This is a genomic window from Paenibacillus sp. JMULE4, from assembly GCF_013337105.1.
Lineage (GTDB): Bacteria > Bacillota > Bacilli > Paenibacillales > NBRC-103111 > Paenibacillus_G > Paenibacillus_G naphthalenovorans.
This window is the reverse complement of record NZ_SGWF01000002.1, coordinates 13,587-33,503: the sequence shown is the minus strand read 5'-3', so window position 1 is coordinate 33,503 and position 19,917 is coordinate 13,587. Positions and strand designations below refer to the sequence as shown.

19 protein-coding genes are annotated in these 19,917 nt (G+C 48.8%); 10 read left to right on the top strand and 9 right to left on the bottom strand.

The window, feature by feature from the left end:
• Positions 1-54: 54 nt before the first annotated feature.
• The 4 genes from EXW96_RS00855 to EXW96_RS00840 all read right to left on the bottom strand — a co-directional run bounded on the left by EXW96_RS00855 (position 55) and on the right by EXW96_RS00840 (position 3,020).
• Positions 55-705: an amino acid ABC transporter permease gene (locus EXW96_RS00855; protein ID WP_062410772.1), complete on the bottom strand. Its 651-nt coding sequence runs from the start codon at positions 703-705 to the stop codon at positions 55-57.
• Between the two features lie 15 nt (positions 706-720).
• Positions 721-1,377 carry an amino acid ABC transporter permease gene (locus EXW96_RS00850; protein ID WP_054818442.1) on the bottom strand — a complete coding sequence of 219 codons (657 nt, stop codon included), beginning with the start codon at positions 1,375-1,377 and terminating at the stop codon, positions 721-723.
• Positions 1,378-1,455: 78 nt separating this feature from the next.
• Positions 1,456-2,217: a transporter substrate-binding domain-containing protein gene (locus tag EXW96_RS00845; RefSeq protein WP_254611166.1), complete on the bottom strand. Its 762-nt coding sequence runs from the start codon at positions 2,215-2,217 to the stop codon at positions 1,456-1,458.
• A gap of 74 nt (positions 2,218-2,291) precedes the next feature.
• The gene (locus tag EXW96_RS00840) at positions 2,292-3,020 is read right to left on the bottom strand and encodes an amino acid ABC transporter ATP-binding protein (protein ID WP_054818444.1); all 729 of its coding nucleotides are present in this window, start codon (positions 3,018-3,020) and stop codon (positions 2,292-2,294) included.
• Positions 3,021-3,224: 204 nt separating this feature from the next.
• On the opposite strand from EXW96_RS00840, the gene speD reads away from it, so the two are divergent.
• The 3 genes from speD to EXW96_RS28170 all read left to right on the top strand — a co-directional run bounded on the left by speD (position 3,225) and on the right by EXW96_RS28170 (position 7,766).
• Positions 3,225-4,031, top strand: a complete 807-nt coding sequence (gene speD, locus EXW96_RS00835; RefSeq protein ID WP_174349652.1) for an adenosylmethionine decarboxylase — start codon at positions 3,225-3,227, stop codon at positions 4,029-4,031.
• Between the two features lie 226 nt (positions 4,032-4,257).
• Positions 4,258-5,985 carry an acetate--CoA ligase gene (acsA, locus tag EXW96_RS00830; RefSeq protein WP_062410775.1) on the top strand — a complete coding sequence of 576 codons (1,728 nt, stop codon included), beginning with the start codon at positions 4,258-4,260 and terminating at the stop codon, positions 5,983-5,985.
• 167 nt (positions 5,986-6,152) lie between these two features.
• Entirely contained in the window at positions 6,153-7,766 is a 1,614-nt protein-coding gene (locus EXW96_RS28170) for a methyl-accepting chemotaxis protein (protein WP_174349612.1), read from the top strand.
• Between the two features lie 55 nt (positions 7,767-7,821).
• Here EXW96_RS28170 and EXW96_RS00820 read toward each other — a convergent pair whose 3' ends face one another.
• The 5 genes from EXW96_RS00820 to EXW96_RS00800 all read right to left on the bottom strand — a co-directional run bounded on the left by EXW96_RS00820 (position 7,822) and on the right by EXW96_RS00800 (position 11,945).
• Positions 7,822-9,003, bottom strand: coding sequence for an FAD-dependent monooxygenase (locus tag EXW96_RS00820; protein WP_054818448.1), 1,182 nt, complete (start codon positions 9,001-9,003; stop codon positions 7,822-7,824).
• Positions 9,004-9,073: 70 nt separating this feature from the next.
• Positions 9,074-10,186: a cupin domain-containing protein gene (locus tag EXW96_RS00815; RefSeq protein ID WP_062410778.1), complete on the bottom strand. Its 1,113-nt coding sequence runs from the start codon at positions 10,184-10,186 to the stop codon at positions 9,074-9,076.
• A gap of 28 nt (positions 10,187-10,214) precedes the next feature.
• Positions 10,215-10,703, bottom strand: a complete 489-nt coding sequence (locus EXW96_RS00810; protein WP_062410779.1) for a DinB family protein — start codon at positions 10,701-10,703, stop codon at positions 10,215-10,217.
• Between the two features lie 2 nt (positions 10,704-10,705).
• Positions 10,706-11,650: a fumarylacetoacetate hydrolase family protein gene (locus tag EXW96_RS00805; protein ID WP_062410780.1), complete on the bottom strand. Its 945-nt coding sequence runs from the start codon at positions 11,648-11,650 to the stop codon at positions 10,706-10,708.
• Between the two features lie 40 nt (positions 11,651-11,690).
• Positions 11,691-11,945 carry a YciI family protein gene (locus tag EXW96_RS00800; RefSeq protein ID WP_062410781.1) on the bottom strand — a complete coding sequence of 85 codons (255 nt, stop codon included), beginning with the start codon at positions 11,943-11,945 and terminating at the stop codon, positions 11,691-11,693.
• Between the two features lie 704 nt (positions 11,946-12,649).
• Here EXW96_RS00800 and EXW96_RS00795 point away from each other — a divergent pair.
• The 7 genes from EXW96_RS00795 (at position 12,650) to EXW96_RS00765 (ending at position 19,888) form a co-directional block, all read left to right on the top strand.
• Positions 12,650-13,681: a TRAP transporter substrate-binding protein gene (locus EXW96_RS00795; protein WP_174349611.1), complete on the top strand. Its 1,032-nt coding sequence runs from the start codon at positions 12,650-12,652 to the stop codon at positions 13,679-13,681.
• Positions 13,682-13,825: 144 nt separating this feature from the next.
• The gene (locus tag EXW96_RS00790) at positions 13,826-14,320 is read left to right on the top strand and encodes a TRAP transporter small permease (protein ID WP_174349610.1); all 495 of its coding nucleotides are present in this window, start codon (positions 13,826-13,828) and stop codon (positions 14,318-14,320) included.
• A complete protein-coding gene (locus EXW96_RS00785; RefSeq protein WP_174349609.1) occupies positions 14,320-15,594 on the top strand; it encodes a TRAP transporter large permease in 1,275 nt (424 codons plus the stop codon). Before EXW96_RS00790 ends, EXW96_RS00785 begins: the two co-directional genes overlap by 1 nt.
• A gap of 158 nt (positions 15,595-15,752) precedes the next feature.
• Positions 15,753-16,514: an IclR family transcriptional regulator gene (locus EXW96_RS00780; protein WP_062410785.1), complete on the top strand. Its 762-nt coding sequence runs from the start codon at positions 15,753-15,755 to the stop codon at positions 16,512-16,514.
• Between the two features lie 352 nt (positions 16,515-16,866).
• Complete coding sequence (locus EXW96_RS00775; protein ID WP_174349608.1) at positions 16,867-18,078, top strand: ABC transporter substrate-binding protein; 1,212 nt, start codon at positions 16,867-16,869, stop codon at positions 18,076-18,078.
• A 20-nt stretch (positions 18,079-18,098) separates the two neighbouring features.
• Positions 18,099-18,956, top strand: coding sequence for a branched-chain amino acid ABC transporter permease (locus tag EXW96_RS00770; protein ID WP_062410787.1), 858 nt, complete (start codon positions 18,099-18,101; stop codon positions 18,954-18,956).
• Entirely contained in the window at positions 18,953-19,888 is a 936-nt protein-coding gene (locus tag EXW96_RS00765) for a branched-chain amino acid ABC transporter permease (protein WP_174349607.1), read from the top strand. Before EXW96_RS00770 ends, EXW96_RS00765 begins: the two co-directional genes overlap by 4 nt.
• Positions 19,889-19,917: the final 29 nt, after the last annotated feature.

Genomic DNA, 19,917 nt, shown 5'->3' with positions numbered 1-19,917 from the left:
TCCTATGGTACAGGAAGAAAGAGCATTTTGTCGCGTGGGAAAAGATTCATAATTTTAGGCCTGTTTATTTTCGAGCCTGTGCGATGCGATAGAAAGCAGGTAATTGACTGCAAAATAGAGCAAAGCTGCAAACAGGAACGTCGGTATGACGTAATTGATATTGTGACCGTTAATGATCTGCACGTGGTTCATCAGCTCCGGCAGCGCAATCACCACCGCTAAAGACGTATCCTTCAGCAGCGAGATAAATTGGCTGACCATAGGTGGCACCATCCGGCGAAGAGCGATCGGAAGAACAATATATCTTAACGTTTGCGTCGCTGTCAATCCGGAGGAACGTCCGGCTTCGATGAGCCCTTTTTCGACCGAATTCAACCCGCTTCGCACGATCTCGGAGATCATGGCCGATTCAAAAATCACCAGAGCGACGACGGCCGCTGTAAACTTATCCAGCTTGATGCCGACCTCCGGCAGAGCGAAGTAGGTAAAAAAGATGATCAAAAGCAGCGGCAGGTTGCGGATGGTCTCGACCAGGACCGCGAATACTTTGCCTAATACAGGTACCTTGGCGTACCGAACGGTGCCCACAAGAATACTGATGACAAAACTGATCGCAATGGAGAGGATTGCCACCTCAATCGTGAGCAGAAAGCCTTGCAGCATAAATTGTATATTGACAGGGGACAATGCACCTATAAAATCCATTACGCTTCCCCTCCTTTAATTCCCCGCGTACCTGCGTTCCAGATATCGCACGCCGTAGCTGAGTGGAATGGTCAAAATCAAGTAAAATAACGCAGCAAAGATATAGGAGCTGAACGTATCGAAGGTATCCGAATTAATCAAATCGGCTTGATACATGAGATCCGACGCGGACAAAACCGTAAAGATCGAAGAGTTTTTCACCAGGTTCAAAAACTGGTTGCCGAGCGGCGGAATCACTATTTTAATGGCCTGCGGCAAGATGATGTGCCACATGGCTTGAAGGTAGGTTAAGCCGGATGAGCGTGCGGCTTCCATCTGACCTTTAGGCACCGTCTGAATACCGGCGCGAATCGCTTCCGCGATAAAGGCGGAGGTATATACGGTTAAGGCAACCAATCCGGTCACGAACGGGACCAGGACAACGCCCGTCAGGATTGGAAGTCCGACCAGAACGAAAAAAGCAATCAGCAGCAAAGGAATATTCCGAATAAATTCAACATAGGCCGTGCCGAACCATTGAAGCGGCTTAAAAGGGGTAATTCGAAACACCGCAATCACCGTGCCGAGAATAAAACTGGCAATGAGGGATATCACGCTTGCTGCGACGGTTCCGCCGAAGCCGATCATGTAGCGGTCTATATTGTCGGTCAGGACCGTAAAATCAATAAACATATCCCTAAGTTCCCTCCTTACATCCCGTTTGAAAGCATAGAGGAGACCAGCGGCTTGCGCTCATCCCCTCGGCTTTTATTACTTCGTCGGTTTTTTGCCGATCCATTTCTCGTAAATGGCATCGTATTGACCGTTTTCCTTCAATTCCTTCAAGGTTTCGTTCACCAGGTTCACAAACTCGGTATCGCCTTTACGGATACCAATGCCGTACGGCTCTTCCGTGAACGTTTCGTCCAATACCTTGAAGTTCGGGTCCTGCTTTGCCATACCGAACAGAAGAGCGTTATCGGTCGTCAATGCGTCGCCTTGGCCGGCTTTCAATGCAGTAAACGCTTCGGCGTAGTTTTCGAATTCAAGCACTTGCGCGTCCGGCGCCGCCTCGCGAACGTTTTTGGTGGACGTGGAGCCTTTTGCCGTAAGCACCTTGGAAGCTTTCGTCAGATCCTTGACCGATGTAATTGGACTGTTAGCCGGAACAAGAAGCGATTGCCCCGCTGTGAAATAGACGTCGGAGAAATCGATCTCCTGCTTGCGCTCCTCCGTAATCGTCATCGTCGCCACGATCATATCGATTTCGCCGTTTTTCAGCATGGGAATCCGCGTTTTGGAGGTCACTTCCTTAAGCTCGATCGCGTTCTCGTCACCAAGCACTTTCTTGGCTATGGCTTTCGCGATATCGATGTCCAAGCCTTGAACCTGGCCGGTAGACGGATCTTTTAATCCGAACAAATTCAGGTCATACTTCACACCGGCGATAACTTTGCCCTGCTCTTTGATTTTCGCGATCGTTCCTTGCGCTTTCTGGTCAGACGGCTTGCTACAGGCTGCCAAAGTGCCCATGGCCAATACGGCGGTTAAAGCAATACTCATCATTTTACCCCAACGTTTCATTGCGAACCTCTCCTTTACCTGAATTAGTGGTTTAAGATACGGCTGAGGAATAAGCGTGCCCGTTCTTCGCGCGGGTTGGCAAAAAACTCAGCCGGCGGTGCTTCTTCAATAATTTGACCCTGGTCCATAAACACGACCCGGTCGGCGACTTCTTTGGCGAATCCCATTTCGTGGGTGACCACGACCATGGTCATGCCTTCGCGCGCCAGCTTTTTCATCACGTCGAGGACTTCCCCGATGGTTTCCGGATCGAGTGCCGACGTCGGTTCGTCGAACAGCATGATTTTCGGTTTCATCGAAAGACCGCGCGCAATGGCGACACGCTGCTGCTGGCCGCCGGACAGCTGAGACGGATACGAATTCGCTTTATCGGGTATGCCGACTTTCTCAAGGTAAAACATGGCGGTCTTTTCCGCTTCCTCTTTGGATATCCCGTTTACTTTCATGGGAGCGAGAGTAATATTTTCAAGTACGGTTTTATGCGGGTATAAGTTAAAATGCTGGAACACCATTCCGATATTCCGGCGCAATTTATTGATGTCCGTCGACTTGTCATTGATTCTAACACCGTCGACAATCAATTCGCCGTCTGTGATCGTTTCCAATCGGTTGATGCAGCGAACCATCGTGCTTTTCCCGGAACCGGAAGGACCAATGACAACAACGACTTCGCCTTGTTTTATCGATAGGTTAATATCCTTCAGCACATGAAATTGGCCGTAATGTTTATTGACCTGATGGAAATGTATCATCGGGCTCCCCCTTCTTTTGTCAGGATTGTTTACGTGAATGAAATCATGGTATTCCTCAAACAACCGAAAACGACCGGATCCGACAGAAACGATTCAAAAAAAATGAACATTATTTTCTTTACCATGTCCTAAAGGGAAAAGAATGGGTAAACAGGAAAAAGGGAATAGTATTCATTGAATCTCAAGAATAAGGGGAAATTCATGATGAAGCTAACGCCGGAGCAGCGAATCCAATTGCATGGCTTTAATAATCTTACCAAATCGTTAAGCTTTAATATGTATGACATTTGCTATACGGAAACAAAAGAAGAACGCGAAGCTTACCTGGAATATATAGATGAACAATATAATGCCGACCGATTGACCAGCATTCTCAAGGACGTATCCGATATTATAGGCGCGCACGTCTTGAATATCGCAAAGCAGGACTATATCCCCCAGGGCTCCAGTGTGACTTTGCTGATTTCGGAGGGACCGGTGGAAGAAGCCCCGACGGAATCGTTCGAGGAATCGCCCGGACCTCTCCCGGCAACGGTCGTCATGCAGCTGGACAAAAGCCATATTACGGTTCATACGTATCCCGAATACCATCCGGATGAAGGGATCAGTACGTTTAGGGCGGACATCGACGTGTCTACCTGCGGGGAAATTTCGCCGCTCAAAGCGCTGAATTATTTGATTCATTCGTTTGATACGGACATTATGACGATCGATTACCGGGTTCGCGGCTTCACGAGAGATATCAACGGCCACAAATTATTCGTCGATCACGAGATCAGCTCCATCCAAAATTACATTCCGGAGGAAATCAAAAGCTTATATGACATGATTGACGTCAATGTATATCAGGAAAATATTTTCCATACGAAATGCAAGCTCAAAGCATTTGATTTGAACAATTATTTGTTTGGATATACGAAAGACAAGCTGAGTCCGGAGAAGCAAAAGGACATAACGGAAAGCTTGAATATGGAGATGGACGAAATATTTTACGGGAAAAATATGTACTGAGGCAGAACGGGAAAAGCGATCGTTTTCCATCCGGATCACGGATATTGGATGAAAACGATCTTTTGGTGTCTTTCCTGTTTCTAACCATTCGTAGTACCCGTACAGGATTGTTTTTTTACGTTTCATACCCTTTTTTTAACGATTCGCGCGCGTTTTTCACTATAATAAGCAAATCCGTGTATAATCGGTATAAAGCGCTTTCAATATTGGTTAAGGGGCTGATTTCATGACAGAACGCCAACTTGTCGAAACGATTCCAAGTGTGAAAGGGAGGTATAATCTGCAATCCTACGAATCCGCTTACAGTACGTTTCGCTGGGACGAAATCAAGACTCAATTTACTTGGCATCAAACAGGCAATTGCAATTTGGCCTACGAGGCGATCGACCGCCATGCGCAAGGGTCTCTAAAGAATAAAACGGCCTTAATTTATGAGGATGATGCGCGTAAGGAAAAATATACATTCGAGCAGCTCAGCCAAATCTCCAACCGGTTCGGTAATTTGCTGCTGAAGCTGGGCATTGGTCAAGGAGACCGTGTCTTTTTCTTCATGCCGAGGAACCCGGAGATTTATACGGGTATCATAGGAACGATCAAGATCGGCGCAATCGTCGGCCCTTTGTTCGAAGCCTTTATGGAAGGGGCTGTACTGGACCGGCTCGCCGATGCCGAAGCAGTGGCCATTGTCACAACCTCCGCGTTGAAGCAGCGTATTCCGCGCGATAAGCTCCCGCACTTGAAATATGTCATTGTTGTCGATGAACAGGAGCAATGGCTTCCGGGAGAAATCGATTACCGTCAGGAGATGGCGGAAGCGTCCGACGAATTGGACATTGCATGGGTTGATCTTGAACATCCCTTCATATTGCACTATACATCCGGATCGACGGGCAAGCCCAAAGGCGTGCTCCACGTTCACGGAGCCATGATCCAGCATTACATTACCGGCAAATGGGTACTGGACCTGCAGGATGACGATATTTACTGGTGTACCGGCGATCCGGGGTGGGTGACCGGAACCACATACGGTATATTTGCCCCATGGTTGAACGGGGCGACCAATCTGATCCGCGGCGGACGATTTTCTCCCGAGCGCTGGTATCAGACGATTGAGGATTACAAGGTTACGGTTTGGTACAGCGCGCCGACGGCGTTTCGGATGCTGATGTCTGCGGGCGATGAAGTGGCAAGAAAGTCCGATTTATCCACGCTTCGTCATGTGCTTTCCGTGGGCGAACCGCTAAACCCCGAAGTGATCCGCTGGGGAATGAAAGTATTCGGCAAACGAATTCACGATACATGGTGGATGACGGAAACCGGTGCGCATATGATTGTTAATTTCCCATGTATGGATATGCGTCCGGGATCGATGGGCAAGCCGTTCCCGGGCATTCAAGCGGCGATTGTCGATGACCAGGGCAATGAACTGCCGCCGTATCGCCTGGGCAATCTGGCCATCCGTACCCCGTGGCCGTCCATGATGCGCAAGATTTGGAACAACCCGGCCAAATATGAAGAGTATTTCCGTCTGAAGGGCTGGTACATTTCAGGCGACTCCGCTTACCGTGACGAAGACGGCTACTTCTGGTTCCAAGGCCGCGTGGACGATGTGATCAACACATCGGGCGAAAGGGTCGGTCCGTTCGATGTGGAAAGCAAACTCGTGGAGCATCCCGCTGTGGCGGAAGCGGGCGTGATCGGTAAGCCTGATCCGATTCGCGGCGAGATCATCAAAGCATTCATCTCTTTGCGCGAGGGTTATCGCGAAACGCCGGAGCTGCTGGAGGAAATTCGTTTATTTGTGCGCAACGGGCTTTCCGCACATTCGGCCCCACGGGAAATCGAGGTGGTAGGCAAGCTGCCCAAGACAAGATCCGGCAAAATCATGCGCAGGGTGTTGAAGGCCCAGGAGCTAGGCCTTCCGACAGGAGATCTTTCCACGATTGAAGATTAATGCGATGTTTGGGCTGTTCCCGAAGCGGGTGTATGCTTTGGGATTCGCCCTTTTTTCTTATGGACCGCAAAATCAATGCTAAATTTATCCATATCTACATCCGGTAACAGGTATAGGCTTATGGCTTCATCTATTATAGCGCTGGCAAAGTGAAGGGGGCATTCCATGTGAAAATACCTAAACAGCTGGAACATCGCGCATTAGCCAAAGTACAATCCATGGCGGCAGAGATCGGCAAGCTTTTGGAGGGACATGATTTGTCCGAAAGGTCGGAAGAAATTCGGGCGCTGCTCGACAATGGTCTTCAGCATGACGAATACTTTTTGCTCGTAGAGCATCAGGGTCTTTCCGTCCTGCATACCAATCGGCTCCGGGAGGGCACGATCTTCAACGACACCGTCGGCCTGGCGGCCGCTCAAACGAGCGAACCGTTAACCCAGATTTACCACCGGAATACAGGAGAGGTCTTATTGGATGCAGCGGTTCCGGTGAACATTCCCGGAAGGAAGGATTCGCCGTATAATTTGCGGTTAGGCGTAGTTGTGCAGTCTTTATCGTTTCGGACCCTGTTTTATAGCTTATTCGGCATTCCTCTGCTCATCGGATTGGGCGGACTTTGGTTGGCCGATTCGGCGGGCGAACGCGTATGGCTGAGTTTGCTGTTGTTGGCGTCATTCTTGCTTGTAAGCGTTTACTTGCAGCGAACCGTTTTTCAGGGAATAAAAAACTGGACGGAAAGGATGAAGGCGATCTCTTCAGGCAAGCTCATGCCCGTTCCGGCAGGCTCCAGGCGCAATGAGCTCGGGCAGGTTTCATTTGAAATTAACAAAATTGTCATCGGCATGAGAACGATTTTGTCGGAGATGAAGGAGGTTTCAGCGACTGTCAATACCATCGGCTCCGAACAGGCGGATGAACTTCGCCAGCTTCTTTCCTCGGCCGAGCAGCTGTCGGCAAGTATGCAGGAAGTGAGCGCGGGAGCAACCGACCAGCTGGAGCTCATAGAACAAAACAGCAGCTTGATGAAACAGATTCAAGAGCTGGTCAGCCGGGCCGGTCAAGAATTGGAGCTTTCCGGCAGGATATCCGAGGAGGCACGGGCGTCCTCTTATATGGGACTGGATAAAACATTGGAGATGCGCAAGGAAATGAATGATTTGCATGAAACGAGCAAGCAGAGTGTTGCATCTATGGAAGAGCTGGAGCGGCAATCGCAAGAAATGAGAGAGTTCATAACTTACATACGGGAAATCGCCGAACAGACGAATTTGTTGGCGCTGAACGCGGCGATTGAAGCGGCAAGAGCCGGGGAAGAGGGCAGGGGATTTGGGGTGGTAGCCGATGAAGTGCGCAAGCTTGCCGCTACATCCAATGAGGTGGCGGATCGCGCGATAGAGCTGACGCATAATATGGCGCTGAAATCGAAAGAAACCGCAGCCAGTGTGAAAGCGGGGCAGTTTGCTGTAGAACGGGGAATCCGCACGCTGGGCGAATTGAACGATATGATTCGCGATGTCGCCGACAAATGCAGCCGGACGGCCGAACAAGCGGTCGTACACTCCGCGGAAATGCGTGAAATTCAGCTGGGACTCCATTCTATGGAAGACAGGATAAAGACGATTTGGGATATATCCCAGCAGTTTACCGCATCTGCGCAATCCATGGCGGTCAACGGAGAACAGCATCATATGGCTACGGAACTCATTGCTGAACAAGCGGAATTGCTCAAAAGCATTTCCGGCAATCTGCAAAAGATCACTGGTCGATTTGTAATGGAATAGCTTGAAACAACAGGCCGCGATATTGTCACAACCTGTTGTTTCTTATAAAGAACATTTACATGTATCTGCGGCCGTAGAGCCAGTCGGAAACACTGAAGTCGTCAGCGCTTCGCCCGGCTAGAATTCTGTTCCGCAGAAGGATGGCCATGGCGTCTCCGGTGTGGAGGAATTCGCCCCACAGGCGGGCGCTGCGCTGCACTTCCGCCGTGCGTGGAATGCGTTCCTCCTGATAGGCCAGGAAAGCCTTTTCCGTATCGTTGCCGTACTTGCGGAGAGATTCGGTCAGACATGCCACATCCTCCAAGGCCTGGCAACCGCCTTGAGCGAGATACTGCAGCATAGGGTGGGCGGCGTCTCCGAGCAGGGTAATGCGTCCCGCCGTCCAGTTACCGATCGGCTCCCGGTCATACATCGGCCAGCGGCGCTGACGTTGAATGAAGGTCACGGCATGGCGTACAGGCTCGCAGCATGTGCCGAAATGCTCATCCAACTCCTCCGGTGTGCCCCAGTCATCGGAATCTTCCTTGTATCGGAAGCTTTTGAATACAACCACTTGGTTGTAAAGCTCCTTCCGGCGTACAGGGTACTGGACAAGGTGGAGGTTAGGGCCGATCCACATGATGACATCATCCAGGTCGGCGCTCGGAGTAATCTCAGACATAGGGATCGCGCCGCGGTAAGCTACATATTGCGAGCAGACGGGCTTGTCGGGACTGAACAGTTTGCGTGTATTAGACCACAGTCCGTCAGCTCCGATCACTGCGCCGGAGAGGTAGGTTGTACCGTCGGAGCAGGTAACCCGGACCTTCTCGCCGACATTCTCGGCAGATTGCACCACTTGGTTGTTCACCAGCGTAATCTGGTCGTTAGCCCGGCAAGCATCAAGCAAAGCCTTGTGCAAATCGGAACGGTGCAGCACGATGTACGGATAACCGTAACGCTCGAGGAAGGCCTCGCCAAGATTAAGCGCGCTAAGTTCTTTTCCGGTAAAGGCATCCATCAGCACCAAACGTTTCGGAAAGACCGCATATTCCGATATGGCGTCAAGTACCCCCAGTTTGTCTAATACCGCCGTAGCATTTGGCGCCAGCTGGATACCTGCGCCGATCTCGCCGAATTCAGGCGCTTGCTCTAGCACATGTACGGATCGACCCGTCTGGGTAACACCGAGCGCAGTCGCGAGACCGCCGATGCCGCCGCCAACGATCAGGAACGGAACGTTTATTTCTTTCGTCATAACGGTATGCTCCTCTAATAATGTTGATTTAAATTAAAGCGGATAAGGGAATGAATCCGGAACTTGCGAGTTAAGGTAACAGAGGTTTAAATTCATCCACAATTTCCTGGTTCCCTTGATTCTCTTCATAATGTTCTTCACGTTGAAGATCAAACTTCTCCATAATCGGCAGGTCGCTAACGGAGAACAAATAAGATTCTTCCGCAGCGACATGCTCGTGCCAGGCCCAGTTCGGTACGACAAGGAAATCGCCTTGGGACCAATCATAACGAATCCCGTTGATGACGGTATAACCTGTGCCTTTGAATACCTGATAAATGGTGGAGCTGGTATGCCTGTGCGCTTTGGAGTGAAATCCTTTAGGAAGCTTCTGCATCCAGGAAGCAATGTTCGGGTTCGCTGTTTTTCCGTTGGACGGATTGATATATTCTACCGCATAGCCATCGTACGGGTCCGGTTCAAACCGGCTTAAGCCTTCGAGTGCAGCCAAGGTCTGCTTCCATTTGAAAGAGCCCAGAGGCGCAGCCTGGGATTTGCGATCCGAGATGGGGCGAACCATGCCGCCTTCATAGCGTTGAGCGGTATAATTATCCGGCACCTTCGGCTGTTCGATCCTTTCAGGGTAATTTTCAAAGAACGTCCCGCCGATCGCGTAGATGGTCGGTATATCCAGGCAATCCATCCAGATCATCGGCTGATTTCCGGGATGGGCATGGCCATGCCAAAGCCCTCCCGGCGTGGTCAGAAAATCTCCTTCTTCCATGAAGATGCGTTCGCCTTGAACGATAGTGTAAGCTCCTTCTCCTTTCATGATGAAACGGAGAGCGCTTTGCGTATGCCGGTGTGACGGCGCGGTTTCGCCAGGGAGGATTAACTGAACCGCCGCATACAGGGTTTGGGTAGTGGAAGCCCATCCCCAGGGCTGCCGGTAGGTTAATCCCGGGTTTTGCAAATAGATGGCTCTTCTTTCACCGCCGCGATCGGGCGTGAAAATTTCTCTGGCTTCCATGAGCTTGGCGTACAGCGTCTCCCATTTCCACAGATAAGGTACGGCTTGCGGAGTAGGCTGTTTATGCATCAAGTCAGGGATGGCATTCCAAAGAGGTCCCAGATGGTACTTCTCAATTTCCTTATTAAAATCTTGTACGGTTTGACTTTGGAAAAATTCCATTTTTTCTGCCATGCGACCACACCTCCAAAGGGTTTAGGGTTTAATGCGCTTCCCGATACTGTCCGATATTGCGGTTGATTTGGTTCAGGTGGGTGATGAGATGCTCGACCAACAGATGATCGACAATAAATTGCAGCGGCTTGGTTCCAAAGCGGGGGTTGCGGCTCGGCGCCTCCGCCTTTAAATCTTCCTCGGTAAGCGTGCCGAGAACCGCCTGTACTTGCGCCTTGGAGCTCTCAATGCCCTGAAGAACCTCGCCGGTGGAGCGCCCGCCGGCCGCAGCTACGGCGGCTAACCGGCCTTCATGCTGAAGTCCGCGTCCCCACTCGATACCCGGGGATTTCACCAACGCTTGAATTTCATTCAACCAAAAAGGAGTGGCTTCTTCCACATGGCACAATACTTCGATCACGGACCATTTATCCTCGGCGGGCTTCCAGCGAATGATGTCTTCGGATAATCCTTTGGACACGCGCACCATGTCATCTATCGTGTCATGGATGGAGCGGATCGCCTCTTGGATGCTCATGCTTATTGTCCTCCTTCGACTTTGGATACCCGATTCTCCAACGCCCCGATGCGGTCGATTTCAATTCGAACCACGTCTCCGTCCTTCAAGAACACTTGAGGATCACGGGCTACGCCTACGCCGCCCGGTGTGCCTGTTAAAATCACATCGCCCGGCTCGAGGGTCATCAGGTTGGATAAAAACTCGACCAAATAGGCAACGGTAAACACCAGATTTTTTGTATTGGAACGCTGACGCTCTTCGCCGTTGACGGTAAGCACGACTTCCAGGCCGGTCGGATCATCAAGCTCGTCGCTCGTCACCAACCATGGACCCATAGGGGCCGTACCTTCTACGGTTTTTCCCTGGAGCCATTGAAGGGTTCTTCGCTGCAAATCGCGGTATGTCACATCATTGACGATCGTGTAACCGGCTACATAATCCAGTGCCTGATCCTGCGATACATTTCTGGCCCGCTTGCCAATGACAAAAGCAAATTCCGCTTCATAGTCAAGCTGCTCGGAGATCGGGAAGAAAGGAATATCATCCTGAGGGCCGATGATGGTATTGCTGAACTTGGCGAATACGACAGGAACGGGGGGGAGTCCGCGTCCCATCTCCAAAATATGCTCGCGATAATTATGGCCGACACAAATCATTTTCCCGGGGTTGAGCACCGGAGCTTCCAATTTTACATCTGAAGTCGGGTGAACCGCCTTATATTTCAAGGCAGCCTCATTCTGCCGAACATATTCGATCGCCTGTTTGGCCAATTGGAGACTTTGCTGTCCGCCTTGAAGAAATTCAACCATATTGGCAGGAATGTAGGCTTCTGCGATTTGCTCGGCCCGGATGACGCCTTGCGATTCAAGCATGCTGCGGTACGCCAAATTTAAATCGATGATCTGCTCGTCTGCGATGCAGCCGATCCGGGTAATCCCGTTATAACTAAAGCTCACTAATTTCATGGTTATAACTCCTTATATCCAAAATTAAAGCCCTTACATTTTACTGAACGTTCCATTCCTTTATCGTATAGATACATTCGTTCTCCATGTACATGGGATCTTGCTTCATGGTTTGGGTTGCGCTTTCAAGGGAATGTGCTTGAAGGACATAGGCACCGCCGGTTTGATCGTTAAAACCGCCGGCCGATACCAGGATGTCATTATCTCGCAAGCTTTGGATAAATTGACGATGCTCCGGTATGGAATTCCCGGAAAAGCCCGGTTTGCGTTCAATGAATACGAGAAATTTTTTCAATGGGATTCACCTCACTTTGATTTGGATAGTCAGCAATCAAGGATGACACAGTAACGCTGGTTGTGAATCACCTCGGTTGGATTGAAATCCACAAATAGAGAATTAAGTTCTCATTTATATTTCTATTATAACGATGACCGCCTGATGATTGTCAATATCAAAACATGAATATTTTTTCAAACGATTTTTTAAAACTATCGTCTCTATTGCGTAAAGCAGTAGTTTACAGGCGAGAAAAGCAGGCTTTGGAAGCGTCTGTCATTCGTGGTGCGATGAGGCTTGCTTCAAAAAATAATGTTGACAGAAACTTCATAACATAGTTATATAATATAAACATAGAGAACTTAATTCACATATTATCGTTATCTAGTCCCAATCAATTTAATCCCGATCCATGATTACTTGATAAGATGTATGCGTTTTCGAATTATCGGGTGTTGGAGAGTATTGGAGGATACATGCTGAGAAATCTTTGCGCCGGGTAGAAGAGATGGGATTGCGGGCATAGGAAAGGAGTGAAAAGAGTACCCGGCAGGATGCTTGTTGTATGCCGCAGCCTTCGTAATTTCAATCGTTGCAAGTAATATGAAAGCGATTTCTTCATGACAGAAGAGCTCATTCTGCCTGCAATGAAATCACCATGAAACATTGGATGCCCGATGCAATGAATTTATAAAAAACAATTTATAGGGGGATTTTAAACTATGAAAAAGACGTTTTCACTCGTATTGGCCGCGACGCTGAGCATGTCTCTCATTCTTGCCGGTTGCGGAGGCGGAACGCAAACCAAAAGCTCCAATGAAGGGCAAGCAGCAGGAGAGGAAGGTAAAACGTACACGTTCAAACTGGCGCATATTACGCAGCCTACACACATTTGGCATAAGACCGCCGACAAGTTCAATGAAGAATTGAAAGCGCGTTCTAACGGCCGAATGAAAGTGGAGACTTTCCCGGCGGGACAACTTGGGGCAGAAAAGGACATGGTGCAGCAGCTGGAGACCGGCACGCTCGATTTCGGGATTATAACGAACGCCTACATGAGTACCCGTTCGGAAGAATTCAATGCTTGGTTCATGCCATTCCTGTTCAGCGACATTGAGAAAGCTGCGGCTGCGCGGAATTCCACAGCGGCGAAGAAAATTTTGGATGGCTTGAGCAATCAGGGGCTTGTCGGGATGGACTATATTTTTGCGGGGAACCGCCATATTTTGATGAAGAGTACGACAGTCACCAAACCGGAAGACTTGAAGGGCAAAAAAATTCGTATTCTCGGCAGCCCGTCCATTCAAGATTTCTGGAAGGCCGTAGGCGCCGGTCCGACTCCGATGCCTCTGCCGGAAGTGTATACGGCTTTGCAAACAGGCGTGATCGACGGGATCGATATTGACCTTGATGCTTTGATGACCGAAAAATATTATGAAACCGCTAAAAACTTTACGCTGACCAATCATATGGCGTGGCCGGGGGTTGTGATCGCGAACAAAACGAAATTGGAAGCTTTGTCGCCGGAAGATCAAAAAATAGTAGCCGAAGCCATGAAAACGGCTGTGGACTGGGGGAACAAGGAATCGATCAATTTGGAAAAGCAGAACCTGGATAATTTGAAAACAAAAGGCGCAACGGTTTCTGAATTGAGCAATAATGACAGCTTTAAGGTCGTCCGCGACGAACTTTATACCAAGTATTCCAGCAACGCATTGATTAAAGAGCTCATTCAGGAAAATCAGAACAAGTAGTCTATAGCTGTTGCGATGCCTTGGTTTCTTATTTCATGATCCGGCGAGGGGGAAAGCTTTGCTTTTCTCCCTTGTCCGGAATCACCTCTCTTTTCTACCCGCACTTATGGGAGCTTATGATATTCATCCAAGGGAGTTGTACGTATGACCTTCGTTCGCAAACTTAGTGATGCCGTCTTTTCCATAGAACGAATATTAGCCATTCTGATATTGTCGTTTATGGTCACTTCCCTGATGTTAGGGGTTATATTTCGTTATTTTTTAAATTCACCTCTGAGTTGGTCGGACGAATTTGGATTATTCGCTTTAGTATGGGTGACCTTCATTGGCGGAAGCATGAGTATCAAAACCAACAAGGCGGCGGCCGTAAGCTTTATTATGGAAAGGCTGTCGGAAAACACAAGACGCATCTTTTTGGGAATTGCTTTTTTTATTTCATTAGCCTTTTGCATTTTTGCTCTGGGCTTATCTTTGAAATGGATAACGAACCCCTCTATCCTGCTGCAAAAATCGCCAGCCGTCGGCTTACCGATGATCATTCCTTATATAGGCATTCCCCTGGGGCTGTTATTTATGGCTATACATTCGTTGGATTTATTTGCAAGCGTATTTCAAAAACAACGTAGAGAGGGAATATAATGGTTATTTTACTCATTTTTTTCGCCCTGCTGGCCATTCAGATTCCCATCGCATTGGTGCTTGGGATTACTAGCGTAGCCTATATCGGGCTGGACGGTAATATGGTTCTGTTCAATAATGTTCCGCAGCGTCTGTACTCAGGAGTCGAAAGCTTTAGCCTGTTGGCTATTCCGCTCTTTATGCTGGCCGGCGAGCTGATGAACTCAGCCGGCATTACCGGAAGATTAATCGATTTTTCGAAAAAGCTCGTAGGTCACTTTCGCGGAGGATTGGCTTACGTCAACATCATTGCGAATATGTTCCTGGCCTCTATTCTTGGTTCCGCGACGGCCCAGACGGCAATGATGTCGCGGATCATGGTTCCCGAGATGGAGAAGGAAGGCTACAGCCGTTCATTTGCGGCGGCAACTACGGCATCGGCTGCGCTGTTGGGACCTATCATTCCGCCCAGTATGCTGTTTATCATCTATTCTGTAGGATCTGGAGTTTCGATAGGCAAGATGTTTATAGCGGGGATTATTCCGGGGCTTATACTTGCGGCAGCTTTTATTCTCTTAATCGCATATTTAGGCTACAAGCACAGCTTTCCGAGATCCGAAAAAGCATTATGGAAAGAAATAGTTTCCAGTTTTTTTAAGGTATTGCCGGCTTTATCGGTTCCCGCTGTCATTGTGGGCGGGATTCTAAGCGGTATTTTCACAACAACCGAGTCTGCGGCGTTCGCTTGCTTCTTGGCGATTTTGATCGGATTCTTTGTTTACAGGGACTTGAAAATCAAGCATTTTCCCAAAATATTAGTGGGTGCAACCATATCCACCTCTGCGGTGACCTTGCTGATTTCGACGGCGAACTTGTTTGGATGGGTCATGGCGTTTGAACAAATTCCGCAAAAAATCGTCGAATTTATGGGAACGCTGACCTCGAGCCCTTTTGTGTTCTTACTGCTGGTGAATCTGTTCCTGCTGCTTATCGGTATTATTATGGACGAGATGGCCGTTTTGATTGTGTTATTGCCGATATTCATGCCGCTTGTTCATGCGTTCGAAATTGATCCGATCCATTTTGGCGTTATCGTTTGTTTGAACGCTACCATCGGGCTGCTCACACCGCCGGTCGGAGCAGGCTTATTCATTGCCTCGGCAGTAGGCGAAGTGAAGTTTGAGACGCTCATTCGATCGGTTGTTCCTTTTCTCATCGTTGCGCTTGTGATCCTTTTCCTGGTTACTTATTGGTCGCCGCTAACCACCTGGTTGCCGAATAAGCTGATGGAATGACATGGCTGTTCTGTTGACAACATCCGGCATCATCAAGAACGCCTTTCTCAGGGATGATGATCGTCTCGTTTAACTGTCAAGTGATGGGGAGATATTGATCATTGGATATGATTATCTTATATTGTATACAGAGGTCAATTACAGAAGGGTTGTCTAAAATGGCTGCTTCCAAAACAAGTACGACAATTCAGTCTTTGCAGGTTGGCAACGAGATCCTTGAATTAGTCGCTTCTTATGACAAACCGTTGAAGTTCAACGAGATATACGAAAAAACAAAAATCACCAAGAGCAACTTGTACAAGTATCTGAATACGCTGACTCAAATCGGGATGCTTTACAGGGATAAGGAAACCGGCCTGTATACTCTTGGGAGCAAGCTGGTAGAGTACGGTATGAAAGCGATCAACCGGGAGAACATGATCGAGCGGGTGACGCCTTTTCTTCAGGAAATCAACCGGACCTGCAAAAACACCGTACTGCTGACGACGTGGTCTCACAATGGACCGATGGTAGTGAAAATTATCAATAGTCTGCAGGGACTGAACATCGGGGCTCAAATCGGCACGTTTCTTCCCATTATGTCGGCCACCGCAAAGGTTTTTGCGGCTTTCATGGAAGAACATCTCATCCGGGAATGGAAACAGCAGCAGTTGGCCAAGCTTGACGAGGAACAGAGGCATCGTCTGGAATCCGAAATTTTAATTGTCCGTAAGAACGCTATATCTTTTGCGAAGGAACCGCTGGTTCCGAGCATATCCTCCATAGCCTTTCCGGTTTTTAATTTTGAAAAGCGATTGCTCGCCGTCATCGTTGTCGTTGGTTTTTCGCATACGATCCCGACGCAAATCGATGATGTGACAAGCCAATATTTATTAAAGATGATGAAAGAGGTCTCGCAATCCTTTGGATATAAAGCATAAAGAAGTATTATAATCATTCACTGAAAGGGGGAGCAGGAGCTCGCCTCTTTTGTTTATTAAACGAGAATGGACAAACAAGCTCAAACCGTCACAAACACCAATATCAGAATAGTGCGAAAAATCAATTGACAAAGAGAAGTTTCTACAGTATATTTTACTTAACGTTCATTAAAATTTTATCATCACAGGAGGTGAGGCTTGATGCCAATTTGACGAGCTGACATTGGAAATATCGTATTTTGACAGCCGACTCGCATTCATCCATCAGGACGTTGATTGCAGTTCCCTTATTTTTTTACCCCAAAAAAGAAAGCGCTTTATTTAAAAATATTTCCATAGAGGGGGAAATGCAGTGGTGAAAAAGTTCAAGCTTCCTTTTATTTTCATCATGATCTGTATGCTTGCGGCAGCCGGATGCGCTAATCCGTCCGCCAATCATCAGGTAGAGACGAATCCAGCCTCCGACCATCCATCCGCTGGACCAAAGGGCAATGAAGCTTATAAAATCGGCACAATACTCTCTCTGACGGGTCCGGCCGGATGGCTGGGACAAAGCACACAGCGTGCCGTTGAAACCTTGAAAAAGCAAATCAACGAAGCGGGAGGAGTGAATGGCCATCCTCTTGAGATTATCGTTTACGATGACCAATCCAAACCGGAAGAGGCAAGCCGTTGGGCCAAGCGTCTAATCAATGAGGATAAGGTCGTGATGATCATCGGCCCGAACGGCACGCCGACCTCCAACGCTGCGGAGCAGGCGGCGGGATCCGCCAAAATTCCCATGATCTCGATGTCGGGAGGTTACATCCCGGATCCGAAGATTGGCTGGGGCTGGGCGGTCGTCCATTCCACGGATCAGGTCATTGAGCGTCAGTTTCAGTACTTTGCCAATAAAGGCTTGAACAATATCGGTGTCCTCAATCCCAACGATGCCTTGGGACAGATCGCAGACAAAGCGATTGCCCGGTACGCGGAAAAGTATAAAGTCAATATCGTCAAACGAGAATCATTTAATATGAACGATATCCAAATGAAGCCGCAGCTGACTTCCATTATGTCAGCCAAGCCGGATGCTGTGATTTCGTTCGTGACAGGGGAGCCTGCCGTCAAGGTAAGGAAAGAAATGGATGAAATCGGGCTGAATGTGCCGATGCTGCCTCCCCATTCTTCAGCTACACAAGCTTTCCTGGACTTGATCGGAAAAATCGATAATGATAAAGTGCTGGCCGCCGGAGGAATTATTACGACATTCGAGCAAATTCCTGACGATCATCCGCAAAAGCAAGTCTTGGAAACATTCATCTCCCGTTTTCAAAAGGATCATAACTATGTACCCGGTTATATCGAAGGCTTCGGTTACGATGCATTAAATGTCGCTTATCATGCTTTGAAACAGGCTGGAACCGACCCGCAGAAGATTAAGGATTATTTGGAAAACGGGGGGGAGAGCATAATCGGCGTGAACGGAACCTTCAAATTTACCAAAGACAACCGGATCGGACTGTCTCCGGAAACGTTGAGAATCGTAGAGATCCGTGATAATAAATGGTCCTTGCTCGAGTAAATAATTAAAGGGGATTTCCTATGGACAATGTCTTGCAAAGCCTGATCACGGGAATCAGTTTAGGCAGCATCTACGGCTTGATCGGCATGGGATTTACGTTAGTCTTCTCGATCTCCAAAGTGATTAATTTGTCCCAAGGCGAATACTTTACAATGGGAGCGCTTTCATTTATTGTACTCAGCGGTTATATGCCTTCCGTATTGGCTTTTATTGCAGCGGTATTCATTGCGGTAATCATCGGACTGATCATCGAGCGTTCCTTGATGAGGCCGGTTTCTTCCTCGCCGTTGATTAATCAAATTATCATGACCTTGGCCATCATGATTACTTTACAAGGGATTTCCATGCTGGTGTTCGGCAAACAGTCCAAAACGGCCGAGCCGGTTTGGGCCGGCGCCGTCAAATGGGGCGACATTACGATTCAGTACCAGGTCCTGGTGATTGTTGCCGTCATGGTTCTGATCAACGGCGGGCTCTACTATTTTCTGCATAAAACGTATTACGGCAAAGCGTTCCGGGCCTGCTCCTCGAATCCTGAGAGCGTAAGACTTGCCGGCATCCGCGTGAACCAGATGAGAATGATCGCCTTTGGTTTAAGCGGTGCAATCGGCGCCATAAGCGGCGTCGTGATCGCGCCTCTGCTGCTGATGAATTATACCTTGGGACTTGTCTTTGTCGTAAAGGGTTTGGTGGCCTCGATTCTCGGAGGGCTGGGAAGTCCGGTCGGGGCTTTGCTGGGAGGACTGCTGCTCGGGATATTCGAGAGCAATATGGCGGGATTCGTTTCATCGGAGTACAAGGATGTGATGACGCTTGTATTTTTGCTCCTGCTCCTCATTATTATGCCCAAAGGGTTAGTAGGAGGGTTTAAGCGATGAGAAAAAAACAAATCGCCGTTTGGACCGTTGTTATCGTGCCGGTCGCCATCATGCTCGCTGTGCTTCCTCCCAATCACTATCTGTACAGTATGCTTACCTTTGTAGGAATCTACGCTTTAGCGGCCACCGGCCTGGAAATGCTGATGGGATACGGCGGACAAATTTCGCTCGGCAACGGAGGCTTTATCGCACTTGGAGCCTATATTACAGCCATACTAAGCCAGCATGGCGTACATCCGGTTCTCATTTTTATGACTGCTCTGATCGGTTCAGCGCTTGTGGCGTTCATCATCGGTTATCCGATTTTGAAGCTGGAAGGCTATTACCTGGCTATTGCCACGCTGGGTTTCGCCCTTCTGGTTCAGGCGCTGGCGATATCGATGTTCCCGCTCACCGGCGGCTCTTCGGGAATGTCCGTGAATTCCTTGACCGTATTTTCGAACAGCTTGGGTGAAAGAGGCTATTTTATATTAGCCTGGGTTATTTTCGGAGTCGGATTTATTCTGGCCCGCAATCTGACCCGAACACGCACGGGGCGGTCCTTGGTTGCGATCCAAAGCAATGAAGAAGCGGCGTCGGCCTTGGGCATTTATACGGGGAAGGTGAAGCTTCAGATTTTCGTGGTCAGCGCGATGTATGCGGCTGCGGCCGGTTTTGTGATGGCCAACTATTTGAGCTTTATCGCGCCGGATATTTTCGGCTTGGCCCTTTCCGTCGATTTGGTTGTCATGTCCTTGCTTGGCGGTCACGGAGTCATCTACGGTCCCCTGCTGGGATCCTTCGTATGGGTGCTGCTGGTCGAAACGACGCATTCATTTAAGGATTATAAAATATTGCTGACCGGGGCGGCGCTCATCGTCATTTTGCTGTTCATGCCTAAAGGCATCTACGGTGTTTTACAAAAAAGGTTCTTTCAACGGCGCAAAGTGTGACGAGACCGAATCAGCCCAACGGTATGGAG